The sequence below is a fragment of the Micromonospora sp. CNZ299 genome (assembly GCF_002754415.1).
This window is the reverse complement of the sequence record NZ_PEFG01000001.1, coordinates 2,365,813-2,386,893: the sequence shown is the minus strand read 5'-3', so window position 1 is coordinate 2,386,893 and position 21,081 is coordinate 2,365,813. Positions and strand designations below refer to the sequence as shown.

The following is a 21,081-nucleotide window of genomic DNA, read 5'->3' as shown; positions in this document are numbered from 1 at the left end:
CCGAACCGCCACGAGTCGTCGAATCAGGCCTCTACCTGGAGATCGATGACGCGCTCCGCCCGCGAGCCGTCACGCACCGTCGTTGGCGAGTTGACGCTGCTTGCGCCAACGGATGCCGGCCTCGATGAAATCGTCGAGGTCGCCGTCGAAGACCCCGCTCGGATTGCCGGTCTCCTGCTCAGTTCGGAGATCCTTCACCATCTGATACGGGTGCAGGACGTAGGAGCGCATCTGGTCGCCCCACGAACTCGTGCCGCCGCTCTTGAGGCCGGCCATCTTCTCTTCCTCCTCCTGGCGCTTGCGCTCCAGGAGCCGGGCCTGGAGAACCCGCAGCGCGGAGGCCTTGTTCTGCAACTGGGACTTCTCGTTCTGGCAGGTCACCACGATGCCGGTCGGGATGTGGGTCAGCCGGACCGCCGAGTCGGTGGTGTTGACGCTCTGCCCACCGGGGCCGGAGGAGCGGTAGACGTCGACGCGTACCTCGTTCTCCGGGATGTCGATGTGGTCGGTCTGCTCGGTGACCGGCAGGACCTCGACGCCCGCGAAGCTGGTCTGCCGACGGCCCTGGTTGTCGAACGGGCTGATCCGGACCAGCCGGTGGGTGCCCGACTCGACGCTGAGCGTGCCGTAGGCGTACGGCACCTTCACCGCGAAGGTGGCCGACTTCAGGCCCGCCTCCTCGGCGTACGAGGTCTCGTAGACCTCCGTCGGGTAGCCGTGCCGCTCCGCCCAGCGCAGGTACATCCGCAGCAGCATCTCGGCGAAGTCCGCCGCGTCCACGCCACCGGCGCCGGCCCGGATGGCGACCAGCGCCTCCCGGGAGTCGTACTCGCCGGAGAGCAGGGTGCGGACCTCCATCTCCTGGATGGCCTTGGTCAGCCCGGTGATCTCACCCTCGACCTCGGTGAGCACACCCGGGTCGGATTCGGCCTCGGCCAGCTCCAGCAGCACCCGGGCGTCGTCGAGCTGGGAACGCAGACTGCCCAGCTTGCTGATCTCGCCGTTGACGTACGACAGCTGTGAGGTCACCTGCTGAGCCTTGGCCTGGTCGTCCCAGAGGTCGGGGGCGGACGCCTCCTGCTCAAGGCGGGCCTTGTCCTCGTGGAGGCGGTCGAGGTTGAGGACGGCCTCGATGTTTCGCAGGGTCGCGTCGAGTTCCTTGAGCTGTTCGGCGTAATCGGCAGCGGTCACGACAGATAAGCGTACTGCGCGGGCGAGGAGTGAGCTTGCGAGCCCCGCAGGCCGACGCCAAATTGACGCTGCGCCATTGCAGGCCGCCCAGCTCGTTCTGGATGCGCGAACTGGCCCGAGGTCACCCGACGGGGGCGGTCTTCAACCACGACAGGGCGGCCCGGTGGTAGGCGACGGCGAACTCCAGCGCGCTGGCGTCGTACGTCTCGCCGTCCCGTTTGGCGTTCTTGACCTGTTCCCGGACCTGGGCGAGGGCCTCGGTGTGGTATTCGTTGGCCGAGGCGTACAGGCCCTTCAGCTGGCTGGCCGAGTGCAGGTTGCCGAACGCCATCCGCAGCGCGATCGGGTTGCGGATGGTGTCCCGCCCCGGGTTCTCCGCAAGCCAGCGGGAAAACGTCCGTTTCCCACTGGCGGTGAGTGCGTACGGCTGGCTCATCCGCGGCCCCGGCTTACCGAGACGCACGAAACCCCGCTCGGCCAGCACCGGCAACTCGCGGTAGACCTGGCTGCGGGTCATCGACCAGTACGGCGCCAGACGGCGCTCAGCGGCGGCCATCAACTGACCGCCTGTCATCGGGCCCTCGTGGAGGAGCCCGAGCAGGGCCGCCGCCGTAGGGTTGACTCCGGAATCCGCCATGCCCACTACGCTGCCACTTTGCGCACCCGGCGTCCAGGATTTGCCAGTTTGCCACCCAACAGGACTTCCTAAGTGCACTGTCGGCGACAGACTGTCCGTTGAGGACTTTCGATGGATCAGGACCCTCGGCCGACCCACCGGCCGCTCCGCGCACCGCCGGTGGGTCGTCGCCGCAGGTCAGCCCATGTGGGGGTACGTGTGGTCGGTCGGCGGCACGAAGGTCTCCTTGATCGTCCGCGGCGACACCCAGCGGACCAGGTTGAGCCAGGAGCCCGCCTTGTCGTTGGTGCCGCTGGCCCGGGCGCCGCCGAAGGGCTGCTGGCCGACCACCGCGCCGGTCGGCTTGTCGTTGATGTAGAAGTTGCCGGCCGCGTACCGCATGCGCTCGGCGACCGCGTCGACCACCCGGCGGTCGGTGGCGAACACCGAGCCGGTCAGCGCGTACGGGGCGATCGACTCGGCCTGCGCCACCACGTCGTCGAAGCGGGCGTCGTCGAACACGTGCACGCCCAGGATCGGCCCAAAGTATTCGGTGGTGAAGGTCTCGTGGGCGGCGTCGCCGCACTCGAAGAGCGTCGGCCGGACGAAGTAGCCGACCGAGTCGTCGGCGGTGCCACCGGCCAGCACCCGGCAGGAGTCGTCACCGGCGATCAGCTCCAGCGCCGCGGTGTGCCGGGCGAAGGCCTTGTCGTCGATCACCGCGCCGCCGAAGTTGCTGAAGTCGGCCACGTCGCCGTAGGTCAGCGAGTCGGTGGTGGCGGCCAGCCGGTCGCGCAGGCCACCCTCCCAGATCGAACGCGGCACGTATGCCCGCGAGGCCGCCGAGCACTTCTGACCCTGGTATTCGTAGGCGCCGCGGATCAGCGCGGTGTGCAGGGCGTCCACGTCGGCACTGGTGTGCGCGACCACGAAGTCCTTGCCGCCGGTCTCGCCGACGAGGCGCGGGTAGCCCCGGTAACGGGCGATGTTGTCGCCGACGGTCCGCCACAACTGCTGGAAGACCTTGGTCGAGCCGGTGAAGTGGATGCCGGCCAGGTCCGGGTCGGCGAGCACGACGTCGGACACCTCCTCGCCCCGGCCGGTGACCATGTTGATCACGCCGGGCGGCAGGCCGGCGGCCTCGAACAGCCGCATGGTGAAGTGCGCGGCGAACTGCTGGGTCGGGCCCGGCTTCCAGATCACCGTGTTGCCCAGCAGGGCCGGCGCCGACGGCAGGTTGCCCGCGATGGCGGTGAAGTTGAACGGAGTGACCGCGTAGACGAAGCCCTCGAGCGGGCGGTGGTCGAACCGGTTCCAGACCCCCGGCGAGGACGCGGGCTGCTCTTCCAGCAGGCGGCGGGCGAAGTGCACGTTGAACCGGAGGAAGTCGATGAACTCGCAGGCGGCGTCGATCTCCGCCTGGATCGCGGTCTTCGACTGACCCAGCATGGTGGCGGCGTTGAGCGTGTCGCGCCACGGCCCGGCGAGCAGCTCGGCGGCGCGCAGGAAGATCGCGGCGCGCTCCTCGAACGGCAGCGCCCGCCACATCGGGGCGGCGTCCTTGGCCGCCTTGATCGCGGCGTGGGCGTCGTCGTGGGTGGCGTGCCCGGTCACGCCCAGCACGTGCGCGTGCCGGTGCGGCTGCACCACGTCGATCGAGTCACCGGCAGCCATCCGCTGCTCGCCAGCAATGGTCATCGGCAGGTCGATGCGCTCGGCGGCGAGCTCGGTCAGCCGCCGCTGGAGCCGGTCCCGGTCGGGGCTGCCCGGCTCGTAGTTGCGAACCGGCTCGTTGCGCGGCTCGGGAACGGAGAACACGGCATCCATCAAGGCTCCTGGCGATCTCGACAGCAGTGGCGAAACCGGACCCGCAGGCACCGACCGGACGGCCGGACACCGGACGCTACCCGGGAGGGCCGAGCAGCGGCGGGACCTCCGGTGATTCTCCCACGAAGGGCTGCACGCCCCACTTCCGCCACCGCCCTCGCCAAGGACCGACCCGCCCCTCCTCCCCTTACCGATCGAGCTCGATCCGACGACCCGCCCGTACGCCGGGCAGCCCTTCACCCACCCGCCGAGTGACCGCGTCGCCTGCACGCCCGGGGAGCCCCGCCCCGGCGTACCCCCTCGCGGTCGTCCCGGGGCGGCGGGTGACCCGGCGGGCCCGCGTACCCTGAATGGTCGGTGACCTGCCGCCTCGAAGGGGAGACGATGACCAAGCAGCCCGGCCGCGTCCCGGCCGCGGAGTCGGACGACCCGTCGGCCGACGCGGCCAGCCCCAGCAGCCGGCCGCTGCCCGCCCCCGGCGCGGCGATCCTCGCGCTGCTGGCGCTCGGGTGGCTGACCGCCATGCTCTGGTCCACCCGGGAGGCCACCACCTCGGCGGCCGCCGGGGTCACCGCGATCAGCCTCTCCGCGTTCGCCCTGCCCGGCGTGATCTCGGCCGCGCTGGTGGCCGGCGCGGCCGTCGCGCTGGCCGCGGGCAACCTGCTGTCCCGCCGGTACGGCGACTGGGCCACCCTGCGCTTCGCCGGGGCGATCGGTGGCGGGATGCTCGTCGGCCTGGCTGCCGCGCTGGCCATTAACCTCACCTACTTCGACACCGCGACCACCAACGTGATCGCCGGCACCACGGCGGCGGCGGCGATCATCGGTGGCGCGGTGGCCGCCGCACGGTCCGCCCCGGCGGTCGGCGCTGTGGTGACCGCCGCGCTGGGCACCCTGATCTTCGTGGTCGCGTTCAGCCGCGCCCGGGACCCGCTGTTCGACCTCTTCGGGGCCGGCGACAGCCAGGAGTCGGTGGTCAACGCGGCCAAGTGGGTGTCCCGCACCGAGTCACTCGTCGCCGGGCTCCTCGCCGGGCTCCTCGCCTTCGGCTACCTGACCTGGGCGCGGCGTCGGGCCCTCCGCCACGATCCCGCGGCCCCGGCGCTGCGCTGGCCGGCGTACCTGCTCGCCGGCGCCGGCCCCGGCCTGCTCCTGCTGCTCGCCGAGATGATCATCCGGGTCGGTGGCCGGTCGCTGCTCGACCTGGCCAGTGCGCTCAGCGAAGCCGACGCGGTGGCGCAGACCTCACTGGGCACGTCGCGGGTGGACAACGGCATCTGGGTGCTGTTCGTGGGGGCGCTGACCGCGCTCATCGCGTTCGGCCGCACCCTCGGCCCGGCCCACACCGACGACGAACCCGACGACAGCCCCGAGCCCGTCGCGGCCCGGGTCGACCCCGAGGACGACGAGGCCAGCCCGGCCGAGACGTTCGGCACGTTCGACGCGGACCCGGCCAAGGCCGACCCGTCCCGCTGACGTCGGCCGGAGTCCGGCGTCCGGCGTCCGGCTCAGCTGACTGCGCGCAGCAGCAGGTCCAGCTCCGTCACGTCGTACCACTCCAGCTCGTGGTCCTCAGCGCCGTCGACGGCGAACTGGGCATCGGGGTCGCCAGCGGCGGCCTCGGTCACCACGTCGGCCGCCGCCGTGACGTCCTCGACCGCGTCCGCTCCATCCACGTGGATGGCCGCGATGGCACCAACCGGCACGGCGTCGGCCAGCGCCACCATGCTGGAACCCAGCTCACCGTCGCCCCGCCCGACCGCGCCGGCCGGCAGGTCGACCGAGACGACGACGCGGCGGCGGGGCGCCGTCGGGTCCTCCCGGAGCAGGTGCAGCGCGTCCTGGGCGGCCCGCGTGAACGCGACGTACTCCAACTCCTCCTCGTCGCCCTCGGCGTACCACTCACGCAGCGCCGGGGTCACGGCATGCGCATCGTCGGCAGCCAGCCCCTCCTCACGCAGCCGGGTCAGCATCGGTACGGTCGCCGGCACGTACACCCGGACAAGCTCCTCGGTCACCGGTCGTCTCCCCGCTTCGTCCACCACCGGCGGCCGCCGGCACGGGCGCAGATCATGCCGCACGCTGTGACCGTCATACACCCCGCCTCCGGTCGGTGGAAGTTCCCGGCCGGTGTGTCCGGCTGGCCACTCTGACGGCCCGGCGTTGGGCGGCACGGGCTGTCGGTGGCAAACTGAGCCAAACGACATCAACCCCGGGAGTTCCTGTGGAGCCGAGGTTCCTGCTGCTCTCCGACGTAGCCACCGAGCTGAACGTGTCGGACTCGCAGGTCTACCACATGGTGCGCAGCGGTGAACTGCCCGCGATCAAGATCGGTGGACGCGGCCAGTGGCGCGTCGAGCGCGCGCGCCTGGAGGAGTACATAGCGCGCAAGTACGACGAGACTGCGGAGTGGGTCCAGAGCAACCCGCTGATCGATCGCGACCCGGAGTAGCAGCGGCTGGTGTCCCGGTCTTGGCGCCCCCACTCACCCGTTGGCGCTTGATCCACTCCGTTTCAAGGAAGGCGCGGTGTCCAGGCCGTGCGGATACCGCGACTTCCGCAAACCCGAGTGGATCGTGCTGTGCGCTCGGCAGGGTCCTCGCCAACCATTGACCGAGGCCTCTTTATCCCTGAGAATTGCCCTTGTCGGAGGCAAACGAACGTAAACGCAAGATCAAAGGGGCCATGATGAGCCAGGCGCAACCCGGCCCTCACCGACCACCCGTACGGCTGCGCCCAGTCCCACCCATCGACCCGCCGTACGCCGACGAGGCCGACGGGTCGTACTGGCCGGCACCCGTGCACGGCCAACTCGCCCTTGACCTGTTCGCCTCGACCCGGCCAGACCCGGTCCGACCACCCGAGCGCCGGGGCGCACTCCGCCCGGTGCCGAGCCGGTCCACCACCCACCCGGTAACGCCGCTGCCACCGGCGACCGCCCCGGAAGCCACCCGAGCCGCGCATCGCTTCGTCGGCACCTGCCTGGAGGTGATCAACGGCTACCGGTCCCCGGCGCAGGCGCGGGCACTGCTCGACCCGCCCCGAGCTAGTGACCTGCTGACCGAGTTGGCCCGCGCGTCCGGGCGGACCGGCGCACCTCGCCGTCGCGCCAACCGACCAGTCGTCCGGCTGCTGCGCCTACGCGTCTGCGAACCCAGCGAGGCCGCAGTGGAGGCGGCTGCCGTCCTCACCGGTGCGGGCGGCCGAAGCTGGGCAATGGCGCTCCGCCTGGAGCATCGTCGGGGCCGGTGGCTCTGCACCGCCCTGCACGTCCTCTGACCGCATCAGCAGGATCGCGCTGAGCCGGATCGGACCGCGCCAGCCGAGCCAGACAGGCCGAGCCAGACAGGCCGAGCCAGACAGGCCGAGCCAGACAGGCCGAGCCAGACAGGCCGAGCCAGACGGGCCACGTCGGACCGCGCCGGACCGCGCCGGACCGCACCCGGCCAAGCCAAACCAGGCTAAGCCTGCCAAAACCGGGCCGGCTTGGCTTGATCGACTCGGGTTTCAGGAAATCGGGCCATCAACCTGACGCTGACACCCCGACTTCCTGAAGACCGAGATGATCATCGCCACGCGGACCGGGGGCGTGACGCCGGGAGACGACGAACGGGTCCCGGCCTGATGGCCGATACCCGTTCGTCAGGTGCTCTGTCGGTCAGTTGCCGCCGTTGGGGGCGCCGTGGCAGCGCTTGTACTTGCGGCCCGAGCCACACGGGCACGGCGCGTTGCGGGACGGACCGTTGCTCGCCTCGGCCTGGTTCGCTGCCGGCCGGCGGGAAGCGGCGGACGGAACCGCCGGGCCGCGAAGCCCGGAGGCGGGCCGCTGCGGGGCGGACGGCGCGGTCTGCCCCGGTGCCGCCGGAGCACCCGGGGCCGGTCGACCCACGCCGAGCGCCGGAGCCTGCTGCTCGGCCTGTTCGACAGCGACCGCGCCGGGGCTGGCCTCACCGTCGATGGTGGGAGCCGAGTATTGCAGGCCCTGCCGCTGCGGAGCGCGGTTGAGGCCCTTGGCCCGGATCTCCACCGGCTTGTCGAGCAGCGCGACCTCTTCGGAACCCTCCTCAGGCTCCGGTTCGGTCACCTGGACGTCGACGTTGTAGAGGAAGCCGACCGTCTCCTCCTTGATGCCTTCCATCATGGTGGCGAACATGTCGAAGCCCTCGCGCTGGTATTCCACCACCGGGTCGCGCTGGGCGTACGCCCGGAGGTTGATGCCCTCCTGGAGGTAGTCCATCTCGTAGAGGTGCTCGCGCCACTTGCGGTCGATGACCTGGAGCAGCACCATCCGCTCGAGCTGGCGCACCCCCTCGGTGCCGACCTGCTCCTCGCGCCGGTCGTACGCGGCGTTCGCGTCGTCCTTGAGGCGGGAGACCAGGAAGTCGGCGTCCATGCCGGCGCGCGAGCCGCCGGCCTCCTCCTCCAGCTCCTCGATCGTCACGCCGACCGGGTAGAGCTGCTTCAGGCTGGACCAGAGCTGCTCAAGGTCCCAGTCCTCGCCGTAGCCCTCGGAGGTGGCGCCACGCACGTACGCCTCGACGGTGTCGTCGATCATGTTGCGGACCTGGTCGGAGAGGTCTTCACCGTTGAGCACCCGGAGCCGCTCGGCGTAGACGACCTGGCGCTGCTTGTTGAGCACCTCGTCGTACTTGAGCACGTTCTTGCGGATCTCGGCGTTCTGGCCCTCGATCTGGGCCTGGGCGCTCTTGATCTGCCGGGTGACCATCTTCGACTCGATGGGCACGTCTTCCGGAATGTTGAAGCGCTCCATCACGGCCTCGACCGCTCCGGCCCGGAAGCGCCGCATCAGCTCGTCCTGGAGGGACAGATAGAACCGGGACTCGCCCGGGTCACCCTGCCGGCCGGCGCGACCACGCAGCTGGTTGTCGATCCGCCGGGACTCGTGCCGCTCGGTGCCCAGCACGTAGAGGCCACCGGCGGCGGAGACCTCGTCGGCCTCGGCGTCGCAGGCCTGCTTCCACGTGGGAAGGACCTCCTCCATCGCCTTGGCGTACTCTTCCTCGTTTTCCAGCGGGTCGAGGCCGCGCTGGCGCAGCTCGTTCGCGGCGAGGAACTCGGGGTTGCCGCCGAGGAGGATGTCGGTGCCGCGGCCGGCCATGTTGGTGGCCACGGTGACCGCGCCCTTACGCCCGGCCTGGGCGACGATCTCGGCTTCCCGGGCGTGGAACTTGGCGTTCAGCACGTTGTGCGGGATGCCGCGTCGGCGCAGGAGCTGGGAGAGGATTTCGGAGTTTTCCACCGAGACGGTGCCGACCAGCACCGGCTGGCCCATCTGGTGCCGCTCGGCAATGTCCTCGATGACCGCGTTGAACTTGGCCTTTTCCGTCTTGTAGATGACGTCCGGCCGGTCTTCGCGAACCATCGGGCGGTGGGTCGGGATCGTCACGACGCCGACCTTGTAGACCTTGTTGAACTCGCTCGCCTCGGTCTGCGCCGTACCGGTCATCCCGGACAGCTTCTCGTAGAGGCGGAAGTAGTTCTGGAGGGTGATCGTGGCCAGGGTCTGGTTCTCCTGCTTGATCTCCACCCCCTCCTTGGCCTCGATCGCCTGGTGCATGCCCTCGTTGTAGCGACGGCCGTGCAGGATGCGACCGGTGAACTCGTCGACGATCAGGACCTCACCGTCGCTGACGATGTAGTCCTTGTCGCGCTTGTAGAGCTCCTTGGCCTTGATGGCGTTGTTGAGGTAGCCGACCAGCGGGGTGTTGACCGACTCGTACAGGTTGTCGATGCCCAGCCGGTCCTCGACCTTGGCGACACCCCGCTCGGTCACGGCGATGGTGCGCTTGGAGTGGTCGACCTCGTAGTCGCCCTCACCGTCGGTGCCGGGCTGGAGCCGGGCCACCACGCCGGCGAACTCGCCGTACCAGCGGGCCGAGTGCTCGGCCGGGCCGGAGATGATCAGCGGGGTGCGTGCCTCGTCGATCAGGATGGAGTCGACCTCGTCGACCACTGCGAAGTTGTGGCCGCGCTGGACCAGCTCTTCCTTCGACCAGGCCATGTTGTCGCGCAGGTAGTCGAAGCCGAACTCGTTGTTGGTGCCGTAGGTGATGTCGCACTCGTAGGCGGCCTTGTGCTCGGTGGCCGGCCGGTTGGGCAGCACCACGCCGACGGTCAGCCCGAGGAACTCGTGCACCCGGCCCATCCACGCCGCGTCGCGCTGGGCGAGGTAGTCGTTGACCGTGATGACGTGGACGCCCTTGCCGGACAGCGCGTTGAGGTAGACGGCCATGACCGAGGTCAGCGTCTTGCCCTCACCGGTCTTCATCTCGGCGATGTTGCCGAAGTGCAGAGCCGCGCCGCCCATCACCTGGACGTCGTACGGGCGCTGGCCGAGCACCCGGGCGGCCGCCTCACGGGCCACCGCGAACGCCTCCGGCAGCAGGTCGTCGAGGGTCTCCCCCTCGTCGAGCCGCTCCCGGAACTGTTCGGTCATGCCGGCCAGTTCCTCGTCGGTGAGGTTGACGTAGTCGTCCTCGATCGAGCTGACGGCATTGGCGATGGCCTTGAGCCGCCGCACCATGCGGCCCTCGCCCGCGTTAAGGACCTTTTCCAGAATCGACACGGATCAACGCTCCCCTAGACAGTCTCGAACCATCGTAGGCGCTCCATCGGCCCGATGGTCACTGGTGGCGGTGCTCGACCCCGCCGAACCCGACATAACTCGCGTCCGGCGCACGCTCCAAACGTTATCCGGTTACGCCGTCGGCGAACGCTACGGCAGGATGCACGAGTGGAGCCCGTGGAGATCATCGAGGACGGCGTGCTGCTGCGGCCCTGGCGGGAGGCGGACGCCGAGGCCGTGCACCGAGCCTGTCAGGACCGGGACATTCAGCGCTGGACAACCGTACCCCGCCCATATCGCCCGGAACACGCTCACGGTTTCGTCACCGAGGTGAGCGGACAGGCCTGGGCGCAAGGCACCGGAGCTCCCTTCGCGGTCTGCGACCCGGCCACCGGTGACCTGCTCGGCTCGTGCGGGTTGATCTCGATCGACCAGGCCGGCACCGGTGAGGTGGGCTACTGGACCGCCCCGTGGGCGCGCGGTCGGGGAGTGATGGTCCGGGCCACCCGGGCGCTGGCCCGCTGGTCCTTCGACAGCCTCGGGCTACGCCGGCTGATCTGGCACGCCGAGGTGGGCAACCACGCCTCCCGGCTGGTCGCACTACGCGCCGGCTTCCGGGTCGACGGCCGGCTGCGGATGGCCCACCCGACGCCGCACCGTGGCGCGGACACCTGGATCGGGTCGCTGCTGCCCGGCGAGGTGCCTGCACCCGGGTCGACCGGGCCGGCCGGCCCGGGCACCCTCGCCGCCCGGCGGGCCGCCGTCTTCGGCCGCCCGCAGCCCGTCCTGTTCGCCACGGCCGGCGCCGGCGAGATACGCCTGCGCCCCATGGAGGAGCAGGACCTGGACGCCGTGGTGCAGACCTGTCAGGACCCGGAGACCGTCCGCTGGACGACGGTGCCGGACCCGTACGACCGCGCCGACGCGCAGGGTTACCGGATCCACGGCCAGGACGCCTGGGCCCGGGGGGACGCCGCCCACTTCGTGATCGCCGACGCGGACGACCGGTTCGCGGGCTCGCTCGACCTGCGGCTCTCCCCCGCCGACGCGCTGGTGGCCGACGTGGGCTTCATGACCGCCCCGGCGGCCCGTGGCCGCGGGTACATGCCGGCCGCGCTGGTCGCGCTCAGCGCCTGGGGTTTCACGACGGTGGGCCTGGCCCGGATCGAGTGGAAGGCGAACGTGGGCAACACCGCCTCCCGCCGGGTGGCCGAGAAGGCGGGCTTCACGTTCGAGGGAACGGCCCGGGGCGGGGTGCAGCACCGCGGCGAGCGGGTCGACGTCTGGGTGGCCTCGTTGCTCAGCAAGGACCTGACATGAGCCTTGAGCAGGTCGTCGAGGCGCACGGGGTGCGACTGCGGCCATTCCGCGCCGAGGACATCGCCGACGTGGTCGACGGCTGCGCGGATCCGCTGACCCAGCGGTTCATCTCGGGGCTGCCGTCGCCGTACACCGAGACCGACGCCCGCTGGTGGATCGACGCCGGCGCCCCCGCGGCCTGGGCCGGCGGCGGCGCCGCGTACGCCATCGCGGACCCGACCACCGACCGGCTGCTCGGCACGGTGGGGCTGAGCAATCCGGTGCCCACCCGGGGCCAGGCCGAGATCGGCTACTGGGTGCGGGCGGAGGCGCGCGGGCGCGGGGTGGCCGCGGCGGCGACCCGCGCGCTGAGCGAGCACGCGTTCGCCGCCGGGACGGCCCGACTGGAACTGCTCACCGACGCGGAGAACGGGCCGAGCCAGCGGGTCGCGCTGGCCGCCGGCTTCCGCTACGAGGGTTCGCGGCGGTCGGCTGGTTGCAACCGGGACACGGGGCGGCACGATCTGCTGGCCTGGGTACGCCTCGCCGGGGATCCGCCCGGCCCGACCGCCCGGCTGCTGCCCGATCTGCCCGACGGTGTGCTCACCGATCAGGTGGTGGCGCTGCGCCGGCTCGCGCCCGGCGATGCGGAGCTGATGTACCGGCTGCACAGCCGACCCGAGGTGGTGGCGAACCAGGCGCCGCCCGTACCGCCGACGCGGGAGGCGATCGAACGACGCTGCCGTCTCGCGGAGAGCGGATGGCTGACCGGCGACATCGCCAGACTGCTGATCACGGACGTGGCCAGCGGGGAGCCGGCGGGCAGTTGCGGGCTGTCGTACACCGACGTGGCCAGTGGCGAGGCGTCGGTCGGCTATGCGCTGCTGCCGGACTGGCGCGGCCGGGGGTACGCGACGCGGGCGATCCGACTGCTCGCCGGCTGGGCGTTCGGCCCGGCCGGGATGGCGCGGCTGACCGCCGGCACGGTGCCGGACAACACCGCGTCGCACCGCGTGCTGGAGCGGGTCGGGTTCGAGCGCGAGGCCCTGCAACGGGGCCGTCTGCCCGGGCTGGCCGGCACCCGCCTGGACGACCTGACCTTCGCGCTGCTGCCCACCGACCTCCGTTGACGGATCAGGGAGTTGTGGCGGGGGCTTCCCCACCACAACTCCCTGATCAACGCGTCTCGTTACCGGTCGGTGGCGAGGGAGATGATGCCGTAGTCGTACGCGTGGCGCCGGTAGACGACGCTCGGGCGGCCGGACTCCTTGTCCTGGAACAGGTAGAAGTCGTGCCCGACCAGTTCCATCTCGAACAGCGCGTCGTCGATCGTCATCGGCTCCGCCGGGTGCACCTTCTCCCGGGCGATGTGCCACGGCTGCTGGTCGTCGTACTCCTCCTCGACCCGCTCCGCGACGGCGGTGCCGGCGCGGGCGCCGTCAGCCGGCGCGCTCAGGGCGGGAGCCACCAGGTCCGCGACCGGCAGGCCCGCGGTGGCCTCGGCGACGGAGATCGGCGTCTGCCGACCCCGGTGTACGCGGCGACGGTCGGCCGCGCGGCGCAGCCGGGTGTCGAGCTTCGCGATGGCCGCGTCGAGCGCGCTGTAGAAGTCGTTGGTGCACGCCTCGGCCCGCATGACGGGGCCCCGGGAAATGCAGGTGATCTCCACCCGCTGGCAGTGGTCGGCTTGGCGCGGATTGCGCTCGTGAAAAAGCTCGACATCGACACGAATTAGTTTGTGGTCGTAGCGTTCGATCTTTGCGAGTTTCTCGGCTACGTGCACCCGGTAATGGTCCGGCACTTCGACGTTTCGGCCCTTGACCACGATGTCCACGTGACCTCCCTTGTTCGGACGGTCTTCGATCCGGTTACCCGGTCGCGCGCCGTGGGGAGACCCGCTGGCGTCGACCGGTTGGTACGGCTACGCCTCCTCTCACCGCCGGGGGCGGGGTGGAACGAACCTCCTACCCCCGACAGCGAAACGCTAACTCCTGTTCGCGCGACAGTCACCCCATGTTGCCGAGACGGCCCAGGATTTTTCGCAGCTCATACACCAACGGGTGAAACGGAAACACGATCGGTTACGACTGGTGTCTTTTCTCGGTCGCCGCGAGCACCGCGGCGACACTCGGTGTCCACCCGGTCGCGGTCAGCACCCTGGTCGCGGCGGCCAGGGTGACGCCGGTGGTGACGATGTCGTCGAGCAGCACCACGACCGGGGGCACGGCTGCGGCACGGGGCCAGCCAGGCGCGGCGGAGCGGGGCTGGAACGCGGCCTCGGCCGCGGCCGCCCGCCCGGTGCTGTCCAGGGTCACCGAGTCGGGGCGGGGCAACGCCCGCAGCGGACGATGCACCTGCGCCGCCCAGCCGCCCCGGTTGAGCCGGGCCGCGCAGTGCCGGGCGAGCCGGTCCAGGTGATCCCCGTACCGGGAGCGGGCTGCCGCCGCCGTGTCCGGGACCGGGACCAGCGCCACCGGACGGGCCACGCCGACCGCCGCCGCGACGACCTCGGCGAGCAGGGCCCCGAGTGGGCGGGCCAGACCGTGCCGGCCGTGTTCCTTGTACGCCAGCAGCGCCTCGCGCAGCGGGCCCGCGTACGGCCCGAGGGCGACGCAGGACGGCAGGCCCGGCGGGGCGGGTGTGGGGCGGACCGATCGTGGACGCAGCGCGTCCAGTGCCTCGACGCAGGACGGGCAGACCCCGTGCCGCAGGCCGGCCCGGCGCTCCCGACAACCCGCGCAGGTGGCGGGCAGCACCAGGTCGGTGAGGTCCGCCCAGAGCCCGCTCACCGGTGTCAGTAGAGGAAGAACGGTGCCGACGGGTTGCTCGGTCGGACGCCGGCCGGCACCGGGGCGATGTCCCGCACACGGTCCGGCTCGATCCGCTCGAACGGGCTGCTGCGGTAGGCCACCCCGTTCGCCTCGTACATGTAGGCCCCGCTGGGGACCCGCACGACGCGGTTGGTCGGGTACGCCGTCAGGTGGTTGACCTTGGCGCCCACGTCGGTCCGCAGGGGCGTCTCCACGGCGCCGTCCACGCTGATCTCGTAGATCGCCTGTTGGCCTGCGGACCCCGCCACCACCAGTCGGTCCTCCCTGCCCCAGTCGACCGCCGTGAGGCCGGTCAGCGAGGTGGCCAGTTGCCTCGGCGGCCCGATGGAGACCCCGCCGCCGTCCAGGTTGACCGCGGCGACGTAGAGCTTTCCACCGGCGATCACCGCGACCCGCTGACCGTCCAGCGCGGCGGCCACCGCTGTGACGTCAGCGGTGGGCAGGTTGAGCGGCACCGGATACATCCGCGCCGCCTCGTCGAACCGGTAGAGCTGCCCGTCGGCCACGACCAGGCCGCGATCGGCACGGGAGTCGACGGTACGCAGCCAGACCGGTCGGCTCATCGAGGAGTATTCGGTGCCGCTGCGGTTGATGACCGACACCGGCGCGACACCCGTGCCCACGGCGAGGCGGTAACGGCCACTGCTGCTGCCGTTGACCACCATCCCGGCGAGGACCCGCTGATCCCGGGCCAACGCCAGGCCGGCGGAGACGATGTTGCGATTGACCTCGGGCGCCAGCGGCACCATCCCGCTGAGTTCGCCGTCGAAGTCGAGCGGGTGGATGGCGCCCTCGTACACGCCGAACCGCTGTGGGCTCTGGGCGTTCGGGTAGAGCTGCTGGGAGTTGCGTCGTTCGTTCAGGTCCTGCACGGGCTGCGAGTTGTTGCGGATCTTCAACTCCAGCTCGCCCGTCAGGTCGCCGAGTGACCAGGCGAGCTGGGTGATCAGTTGGTCGATGCCGTTCTGGTCGTCACCGGACATGTCCAGGTTGACCTCCCACCGGTTGTTCGCGCCGGTGGCATTGTTGATCAGCTCGGTGCGGTCGGGCAGCCCGACGACACCCGGGCGCAGCCAGTCGGAAGGGCCGCCGACCAGCCACTTCACGACCTCGTTGACCCGGCGCTCGTTGGGCACCGCCACCGGCCGGTAGCGCTGGTCGGGCACCAGCCGGCTGCGGTCGGAACTCCAGAAGTAGATCGTCTCCTCCTGGTAGTACTGCTTGAGGGCGACGTCGCTGAGCAGCAGCACGTTCGGCGGGTCGAGGACGTAGAGGCCGGCGCGCTCGTCGTTGGCGCCGCCGTCCAACGCCGCGCTGCGCAGCCCGAACTCGTATTCCGACTCGGTCGCCACGGGCGGGGCGAGGGTGCCGTTGGCCCGCAGCACACCGAGCTGCTGCACCGTGATCTTCACGGTGGTGGTCGAGTCGCTGTTGAGGGTGTAGACCGCCGCCTCGCGCAGCCGGACCACGTTCAGCGCGACCTCGCTGCCCTTCTTGTCCTGCAGACGGGACTTGTCCTCCGGGGCGACGAACGCCTTGACCCGCTCGTACGCCCGGTCCGGCTCTCCGGCGGCGGCGGACAGGAAGTTGCGCAGGAACACCTCGTTGTCGCTGCCGCCGGCGGTCCGCGTCGGCGGCTCACTGCGCCGGACGTCGAACCCGCCGGCCCCGGTCACAGCCCCGCCCTTGCCGTCCACCCGCACGTCGGACCCGGCCGGGATGCCGCAGCCGGCACCGAGCAGCACCACCACACCGAGTGCCCCGAGCAGAGAGGGCCGTCTCATGAGCGCACCTCCGCCCGCTGTCCGTCCCCGGTCGGCGCCGGGCCGATCGCCACCGCCCCGCCAGTGCCCGGACCGATGGCCAGCGGGCCACCGTCGCGAGGGCCACCGAAGGGCAGCGCGGCGTCGGCCGGCACCAGCCGCAGCGGCGAGGTGGTCAGCCGATCGCCGGCGCGGGCCGGCAGAGTGAGCCGGAACTGCGCGCCCTGCCCGGGAGCACCCCACGCCTCCAGCCAGCCGCCGTGCAGACGGGCGTCCTCCAGGCTGATCGACAGGCCAAGGCCGGTGCCACCGGTCTGCCGAGCCCGGGACGGGTCCGCCCGCCAGAACCGGTTGAACACCAGCTTCTCCTCGCCCACCTTGAGCCCCACACCCCGGTCGCGGACTGTGATCGCCACTGCGGTCTCGTCGGCGCCGAGGGTGATCAGCACCGGACGGGCCTCGCCGTGCTCGACGGCGTTGCCGACCAGGTTGCGCAGGATCCGCTCGACCCGGCGCGGGTCGACCTCGGCGATCACCGGCGCGCCCGGCAGGTCGAGCTCGATCGGGACGCCCACCCGCTCGGCCAGGCCGGCCAGCCGGTCGACCACCCGGTGCACCACCGGCACCAGGTCGGTCGGCTCGGAATCCAGCATGGCGAAACCGGCGTCGAACCGGCTGATCTCCAACAGGTCGGTGAGCAGTTCCTCGAACCGGTCCAGCTCGGCTTGGAGCAGCTCGGCGCTGCGGGCCACCGCCGGGTCGAACTCGTCGCGCTCGGCGAAGATCAGGTCAGCGGCCATCCGGACCGTGGTCAGCGGGGTACGCAGCTCGTGCGAGACGTCCGAGGTGAAGCGGCGCTGCAGCCGGGACATCTCCTCCAGGCGCAGGATCTGCCGTTGCAGGTTGGTGGCCATCTGGTTGAACGAGGCGGCCAGCAGGGCGAGGTCGTCCTCGCCGTTGACCACCATCCGCTGGTCGAGCAGCCCGGCGGAGAGCCGCTGGGCGGTGCGCGCGGCGACCCGGACCGGGTTGACCACCAGGCGGGTGACCAGCGCCGCGAGCAGCCCGAGCAGGATCACCAGGGCGACCCCGGTGGCCACCACTGTGGCTCGGGCGTCGGCGGCGGTCACGTCCTGCCGGGTCAGCGGCACCAGATAGTAGAGCTCGATCTGGCCGAAGCTGGTGGGCACCGGCGACCCGTACACGAGGTATTTGGTGGACTTCCCCGTGAGCCGGCCGGTGCGGATCTGGCTGGCGACCTTGCCGTCGGCGACCGCGGCCCGCAGCTCCGGGCTGATCAGCTGCTGGACGTTCGCGGAGGGCGCGGTGCGCGTCTGGATCTCGCTGGGATAGTCGTTGGCCGTGATCGCCACCACCACCCCGCTGGTCTGCTGAGGGTCGCCACCGGCGAGGTAGTTGACAGTGCCGTCGATGGTCTCCTGGAGCTGCGCCTCCTGCGGCTGGCCGTAGAGCGAGACCTGCTTGGCGGCGTAGCTGGCGCCGCTGGTCACCCTCTGCCGGACGTCGCTGCGGGCACTGTCGAGCAGGATGGTGGTGATCTTGTCGGCGATCAGGAACGCGAAACCGCCGACCAGCAGACTGGACGCGACCAGCGTGATGGTCACGACCCGCACCTGGAGCGAGCGGCGCCAGGTCTGGTGCACCCGGGCCACCACGCGGGCGACCCGGCCGCTCACCGCACGCCAGACCTCCCCGCCGGCGCTCGGCCGGCGGGCAGGCGTACTCGGGGAGGGTGGGGGCGTGGTCGACACAGTGCGACCAGGCTATCCGGTCCCCGCCTTGTAACCCACGCCCCGCACGGTGAGGATGATTTCCGGTCGCTCCGGGTCCGGCTCGATCTTGGCCCGCAACCGCTGGACGTGCACGTTGACCAGGCGGGTGTCGGCCGCGTGCCGGTAACCCCAGACCTGCTCCAGCAGCACCTCACGGGTGAAGACCTGACGTGGCTTGCGGGCGAGCGCGACCAGCAGGTCGAACTCCAGCGGAGTCAGCTTCACCTCCTCGTCGTTACGACTGACGGTGTGCGCGGGCACGTCGATGGTGATCTGGTTGTCGGGCGGCCCGATGGTCAGCATCTCGGGGGCCACGTCCTCGCCTCGGCGCAGTCGGGCCCGCATCCGGGCGACCAGCTCCTTGGGCTTGAACGGCTTGACCACGTAGTCGTCGGCACCGGACTCCAGGCCCAGCACGACATCCACGGTGTCGCTCTTGGCGGTCAGCATGACAATCGGCACGCCGGACTCCGCCCGGATGGACCTGGCGACGTCGATACCGCTCATACCGGGGAGCATCAGGTCAAGCAGCACGATATCGGGACGACTGTCACGAAATGCGGCCAACGCCCGCTCGCCGTCCGCTACGAACGAGGGCAGGAAACCCTCACTACGCAGCACGATGCCGAGCATCTCGGCGAGCGCGGGGTCGTCGTCGACCACCAGTACGCGGGCTCTCATGGGATTAATATTGCATCCTCATTCAGTTCGGTGGGACCGGCGTCTGCCGGTAGATGCGCCATGTGCTGCGGCGCCGGGCGCACGGATGGGTCCCGGGCCTGGCTGCCACCATGATCCCCCTTCGGCGCCGCCCGGCGCCACCGCAGCCCGGATCGATTCCGCTGTCGCCATCTCGACGACGGTCACCCGAAGAGGGCGCGCCCCCAGTGGTCGCCGCCGTCGCGTACCCCGGGTGGGCAGGCGAACACACCGCTGGAGACGTGCCGCAGGTATTCGTTCATCACGTCATGCCGGGCCAACTGGGTCTGGATCGGCACGAACTGGCGGCGCGGATCGCGCTGGTAGGCGATGAAGAAGAGGCCCGCGTCGAGCCGGCCGAGGCCGTCCGAGCCGTCGACGCGACTTCACCAGGAAGGCGACCAGGATGCTGACCACCAGGGTGGCCTCCAGGCCTTCCGAAGGCCGATCAGGTAGGTGGCGAACATCCGGGCTCCGAGTTGATTAGGCACGCCTCCACTGACTTAGGGCAGGCAACCTTCCTCCCGCTCGGGGTTGGCGTCAAGTCGTTCGCGACAAGCTCACTCGCCCTGTGACCAGCCTCTTCGGCCTCGGGAGGGCGGGCCACCCCGGTCGACTGTGGGAGGATCCCCGCCGTGAAGGCATTCCTGCCGTGGCTGACGGTGCTGGCCGTTGTGCTGCTGCTCAGCGCGTTGCGCCTGCGGGCCCTGGCCACCGTGGTGTCGGTCGGCTGGCTGGCCTGGTGCGTCTGGACGTGGTTCCGCCCCACCCGCCGCGGCCCCCGGTCAGGCTGAACCCGCCGGCCCTGGTGCCGGAAACGACGAAACCGGGCCGGCTGCGAACAGCCGACCCGGTCCCGAATCGTCGATCAGTAGCGGTAGTGATCCGGCTTGAACGGACCCTCCGTGGAGACACCCAGGTACGCGGCCTGCTCCTTGGTCAGCGTGCTCAGCTTGGCGCCGAGCGCGCCCAGGTGCAGCCGGGCCACCTTCTCGTCCAGGTGCTTGGGCAGCACGTAGACGCCGATCGGGTATTCCTCGGTCTTGGTGAACAGCTCGATCTGGGCGATCGTCTGGTTCGCGAACGAGTTCGACATCACGAAGCTCGGGTGACCGGTGGCGTTGCCCAGGTTCAGCAGGCGGCCCTCGGAGAGCACGATGATGGCGTGCCCGTCGGCGAAGCGCCACAGGTCGACCTGCGGCTTGATGTTGACCCGCTCGACGTCGGAACGCTTGGCCAGGCCGGCCATGTCGATCTCGTTGTCGAAGTGGCCGATGTTGCCGACGATGGCCTGGTGCTTCATCCGGGCCATGTGCTCGTTGGTGATGACGTCGAAGCAGCCGGTCGCGGTGATGAAGATGTCCGCCTGCTCGACAACGTCATCCAGGGTGGCGACCTGGTAGCCGTCCATCGCGGCCTGCAACGCGCAGATCGGGTCGACCTCGGTCACCACGACCCGGGCGCCCTGGCCGCGCAGCGACTCGGCACACCCCTTGCCCACGTCGCCGTAGCCCATCACCACGGCCATCTTGCCGCCGATCAGCACGTCGGTGGCCCGGTTGATGCCGTCGATCAGGGAGTGCCGGCAGCCGTACTTGTTGTCGAACTTGCTCTTGGTCACCGAGTCGTTGACGTTGATGGCCGGGAAGAGCAGGGTGCCCGCGCGGTGCATCTCGTAGAGCCGGTGCACGCCGGTGGTGGTCTCCTCGGTCACGCCCTTGATGCCGGCGGAGATCCGGGTCCAGCGCTGGTTGTCCTCGCCGAGCGAGCGGTGCAGCAGCTCGAGGATGACGCCGTACTCCTCGGAGTCGGCGGACTCGACCGGCGGAACCGCCCCGGCCTTCTCGAACTCCGCACCCTTGTGCACGAGCAGGGTGGCGTCGCCGCCGTCGTCGAGGATCATGTTCGGGCCCTGCCCGTCCGGCCAGGCGAGCACCTGCTCGGTGCACCACCAGTATTCCGGGAGGGTCTCGCCCTTCCACGCGTACACCGGCACGCCGGCCGGAGCCTCGGGGGTGCCCTCCGGGCCGACGACGATCGCCGCGGCGGCGTGGTCCTGGGTGGAGAAGATGTTGCAGGACGCCCAGCGCACCTGCGCGCCGAGCGCGACCAGCGTCTCGATCAGGACGGCGGTCTGGATGGTCATGTGCAGCGAGCCGGTGATCCGCGCGCCGGCGAGGGGCTGCGCCTCGGCGAACTCCCGGCGAATCGCCATCAGGCCGGGCATCTCGTGCTCGGCGAGCTGAATCTCCTTACGCCCGAACTCGGCGAGCGACAGATCCGCCACCTTGAAGTCGCCTTCGGCGAGCGTGCTCGGCCGGGCCTCGGACGGCGTACCGCTGGCGGACGCCGGGAGGGTGCTGGTCATGAAAGCTCCTGTCGAACGATGTCTGCGCCGACCTTCCACCTTACGCGCGCCAGCGACGGGCATCCGGGGACGGGCTGCGGACAGCGCACGGGGCGGTCGGTGATGGAC

General features: G+C 70.7%; 17 protein-coding genes and 1 pseudogene. 6 read left to right on the top strand and 12 right to left on the bottom strand.

The annotated features are described in order from the left end of the window. Positions 1–69: 69 nt before the first annotated feature. The 3 genes from prfB to pruA all read right to left on the bottom strand — a co-directional run bounded on the left by prfB (position 70) and on the right by pruA (position 3,634). Positions 70–1,191 carry a peptide chain release factor 2 gene (gene prfB / locus CLT68_RS11475; RefSeq protein ID WP_099850733.1) on the bottom strand — a complete coding sequence of 374 codons (1,122 nt, stop codon included), beginning with the start codon at positions 1,189–1,191 and terminating at the stop codon, positions 70–72. Positions 1,192–1,312: 121 nt separating this feature from the next. Continuing rightward, on the bottom strand, positions 1,313–1,828 hold the full coding sequence (locus CLT68_RS11470; RefSeq protein ID WP_099850731.1) for a PadR family transcriptional regulator: 516 nt from the start codon (positions 1,826–1,828) through the stop codon (positions 1,313–1,315). A 177-nt stretch (positions 1,829–2,005) separates the two neighbouring features. Then, on the bottom strand, positions 2,006–3,634 hold the full coding sequence (gene pruA, locus CLT68_RS11465) for an L-glutamate gamma-semialdehyde dehydrogenase (RefSeq protein ID WP_099850729.1): 1,629 nt from the start codon (positions 3,632–3,634) through the stop codon (positions 2,006–2,008). Between the two features lie 384 nt (positions 3,635–4,018). On the opposite strand from pruA, the gene CLT68_RS11460 reads away from it, so the two are divergent. Then, complete coding sequence (locus tag CLT68_RS11460; RefSeq protein WP_486482138.1) at positions 4,019–5,110, top strand: hypothetical protein; 1,092 nt, start codon at positions 4,019–4,021, stop codon at positions 5,108–5,110. A gap of 32 nt (positions 5,111–5,142) precedes the next feature. Here CLT68_RS11460 and CLT68_RS11455 read toward each other — a convergent pair whose 3' ends face one another. Beyond that, the gene (locus tag CLT68_RS11455) at positions 5,143–5,652 is read right to left on the bottom strand and encodes a DUF6912 family protein (RefSeq protein ID WP_088946327.1); all 510 of its coding nucleotides are present in this window, start codon (positions 5,650–5,652) and stop codon (positions 5,143–5,145) included. 206 nt (positions 5,653–5,858) lie between these two features. Here CLT68_RS11455 and CLT68_RS11450 point away from each other — a divergent pair, with 206 nt between their 5' ends. Both CLT68_RS11450 and CLT68_RS33755 read left to right on the top strand, forming a co-directional pair. Next, complete coding sequence (locus CLT68_RS11450) at positions 5,859–6,086, top strand: helix-turn-helix domain-containing protein (protein ID WP_099850727.1); 228 nt, start codon at positions 5,859–5,861, stop codon at positions 6,084–6,086. 233 nt (positions 6,087–6,319) lie between these two features. Further along, on the top strand, positions 6,320–6,913 hold the full coding sequence (locus CLT68_RS33755; protein WP_099850725.1) for an Rv3235 family protein: 594 nt from the start codon (positions 6,320–6,322) through the stop codon (positions 6,911–6,913). 379 nt (positions 6,914–7,292) lie between these two features. On the opposite strand, the gene secA is transcribed toward CLT68_RS33755, so the two are convergent. Beyond that, entirely contained in the window at positions 7,293–10,220 is a 2,928-nt protein-coding gene (gene secA / locus CLT68_RS11440) for a preprotein translocase subunit SecA (RefSeq protein WP_099850722.1), read from the bottom strand. A 168-nt stretch (positions 10,221–10,388) separates the two neighbouring features. On the opposite strand from secA, the gene CLT68_RS11435 reads away from it, so the two are divergent. Both CLT68_RS11435 and CLT68_RS11430 read left to right on the top strand, forming a co-directional pair. Beyond that, complete coding sequence (locus tag CLT68_RS11435; RefSeq protein ID WP_099850721.1) at positions 10,389–11,540, top strand: GNAT family N-acetyltransferase; 1,152 nt, start codon at positions 10,389–10,391, stop codon at positions 11,538–11,540. Then, positions 11,537–12,649, top strand: a complete 1,113-nt coding sequence (locus tag CLT68_RS11430) for a GNAT family N-acetyltransferase (protein WP_099850718.1) — start codon at positions 11,537–11,539, stop codon at positions 12,647–12,649. The genes CLT68_RS11435 and CLT68_RS11430 overlap by 4 nt, the downstream gene beginning before the upstream one ends. Positions 12,650–12,708: 59 nt before the next feature. On the opposite strand, the gene hpf is transcribed toward CLT68_RS11430, so the two are convergent. The 6 genes and pseudogenes from hpf to CLT68_RS11400 form a co-directional block, all read right to left on the bottom strand. Further along, on the bottom strand, positions 12,709–13,353 hold the full coding sequence (hpf, locus tag CLT68_RS11425) for a ribosome hibernation-promoting factor, HPF/YfiA family (protein ID WP_099850716.1): 645 nt from the start codon (positions 13,351–13,353) through the stop codon (positions 12,709–12,711). Positions 13,354–13,600: 247 nt separating this feature from the next. Further along, complete coding sequence (locus tag CLT68_RS11420; protein WP_099857048.1) at positions 13,601–14,275, bottom strand: ComF family protein; 675 nt, start codon at positions 14,273–14,275, stop codon at positions 13,601–13,603. Between the two features lie 38 nt (positions 14,276–14,313). Next, the gene (locus tag CLT68_RS11415; RefSeq protein WP_099850714.1) at positions 14,314–16,134 is read right to left on the bottom strand and encodes an LpqB family beta-propeller domain-containing protein; all 1,821 of its coding nucleotides are present in this window, start codon (positions 16,132–16,134) and stop codon (positions 14,314–14,316) included. Beyond that, on the bottom strand, positions 16,131–17,885 hold the full coding sequence (mtrB, locus tag CLT68_RS11410) for an MtrAB system histidine kinase MtrB (protein ID WP_099850712.1): 1,755 nt from the start codon (positions 17,883–17,885) through the stop codon (positions 16,131–16,133). The genes CLT68_RS11415 and mtrB overlap by 4 nt, the downstream gene beginning before the upstream one ends. Before the next feature lie 12 nt (positions 17,886–17,897). After that, positions 17,898–18,587: an MtrAB system response regulator MtrA gene (gene mtrA / locus CLT68_RS11405; protein ID WP_030331519.1), complete on the bottom strand. Its 690-nt coding sequence runs from the start codon at positions 18,585–18,587 to the stop codon at positions 17,898–17,900. Positions 18,588–18,769: 182 nt separating this feature from the next. Beyond that, positions 18,770–18,985: pseudogene (locus CLT68_RS11400) on the bottom strand (deferrochelatase/peroxidase EfeB); the annotation flags it as partial. A gap of 255 nt (positions 18,986–19,240) precedes the next feature. Here CLT68_RS11400 and CLT68_RS33135 point away from each other — a divergent pair. Next, the gene (locus CLT68_RS33135; protein ID WP_172861943.1) at positions 19,241–19,399 is read left to right on the top strand and encodes a hypothetical protein; all 159 of its coding nucleotides are present in this window, start codon (positions 19,241–19,243) and stop codon (positions 19,397–19,399) included. A 74-nt stretch (positions 19,400–19,473) separates the two neighbouring features. On the opposite strand, the gene ahcY is transcribed toward CLT68_RS33135, so the two are convergent. Next, the gene (gene ahcY / locus CLT68_RS11390; protein WP_099850710.1) at positions 19,474–20,973 is read right to left on the bottom strand and encodes an adenosylhomocysteinase; all 1,500 of its coding nucleotides are present in this window, start codon (positions 20,971–20,973) and stop codon (positions 19,474–19,476) included. Positions 20,974–21,081 lie beyond the last annotated feature (108 nt).

Coding starts and splice junctions, on each gene's coding strand:
- pruA (WP_099850729.1), bottom strand. CDS start 3,634: ATGGATGCCGTGTTCTCCGTTCCCGAGCCGCGCAACGAGCCGGTTCGC.
- CLT68_RS11415 (WP_099850714.1), bottom strand. CDS start 16,134: ATGAGACGGCCCTCTCTGCTCGGGGCACTCGGTGTGGTGGTGCTGCTC.
- CLT68_RS11430 (WP_099850718.1), top strand. CDS start 11,537: ATGAGCCTTGAGCAGGTCGTCGAGGCGCACGGGGTGCGACTGCGGCCA.
- CLT68_RS33755 (WP_099850725.1), top strand. CDS start 6,320: ATGATGAGCCAGGCGCAACCCGGCCCTCACCGACCACCCGTACGGCTG.
- mtrA (WP_030331519.1), bottom strand. CDS start 18,587: ATGAGAGCCCGCGTACTGGTGGTCGACGACGACCCCGCGCTCGCCGAG.
- CLT68_RS11470 (WP_099850731.1), bottom strand. CDS start 1,828: ATGGCGGATTCCGGAGTCAACCCTACGGCGGCGGCCCTGCTCGGGCTC.
- CLT68_RS11460 (WP_486482138.1), top strand. CDS start 4,019: ATGACCAAGCAGCCCGGCCGCGTCCCGGCCGCGGAGTCGGACGACCCG.
- ahcY (WP_099850710.1), bottom strand. CDS start 20,973: ATGACCAGCACCCTCCCGGCGTCCGCCAGCGGTACGCCGTCCGAGGCC.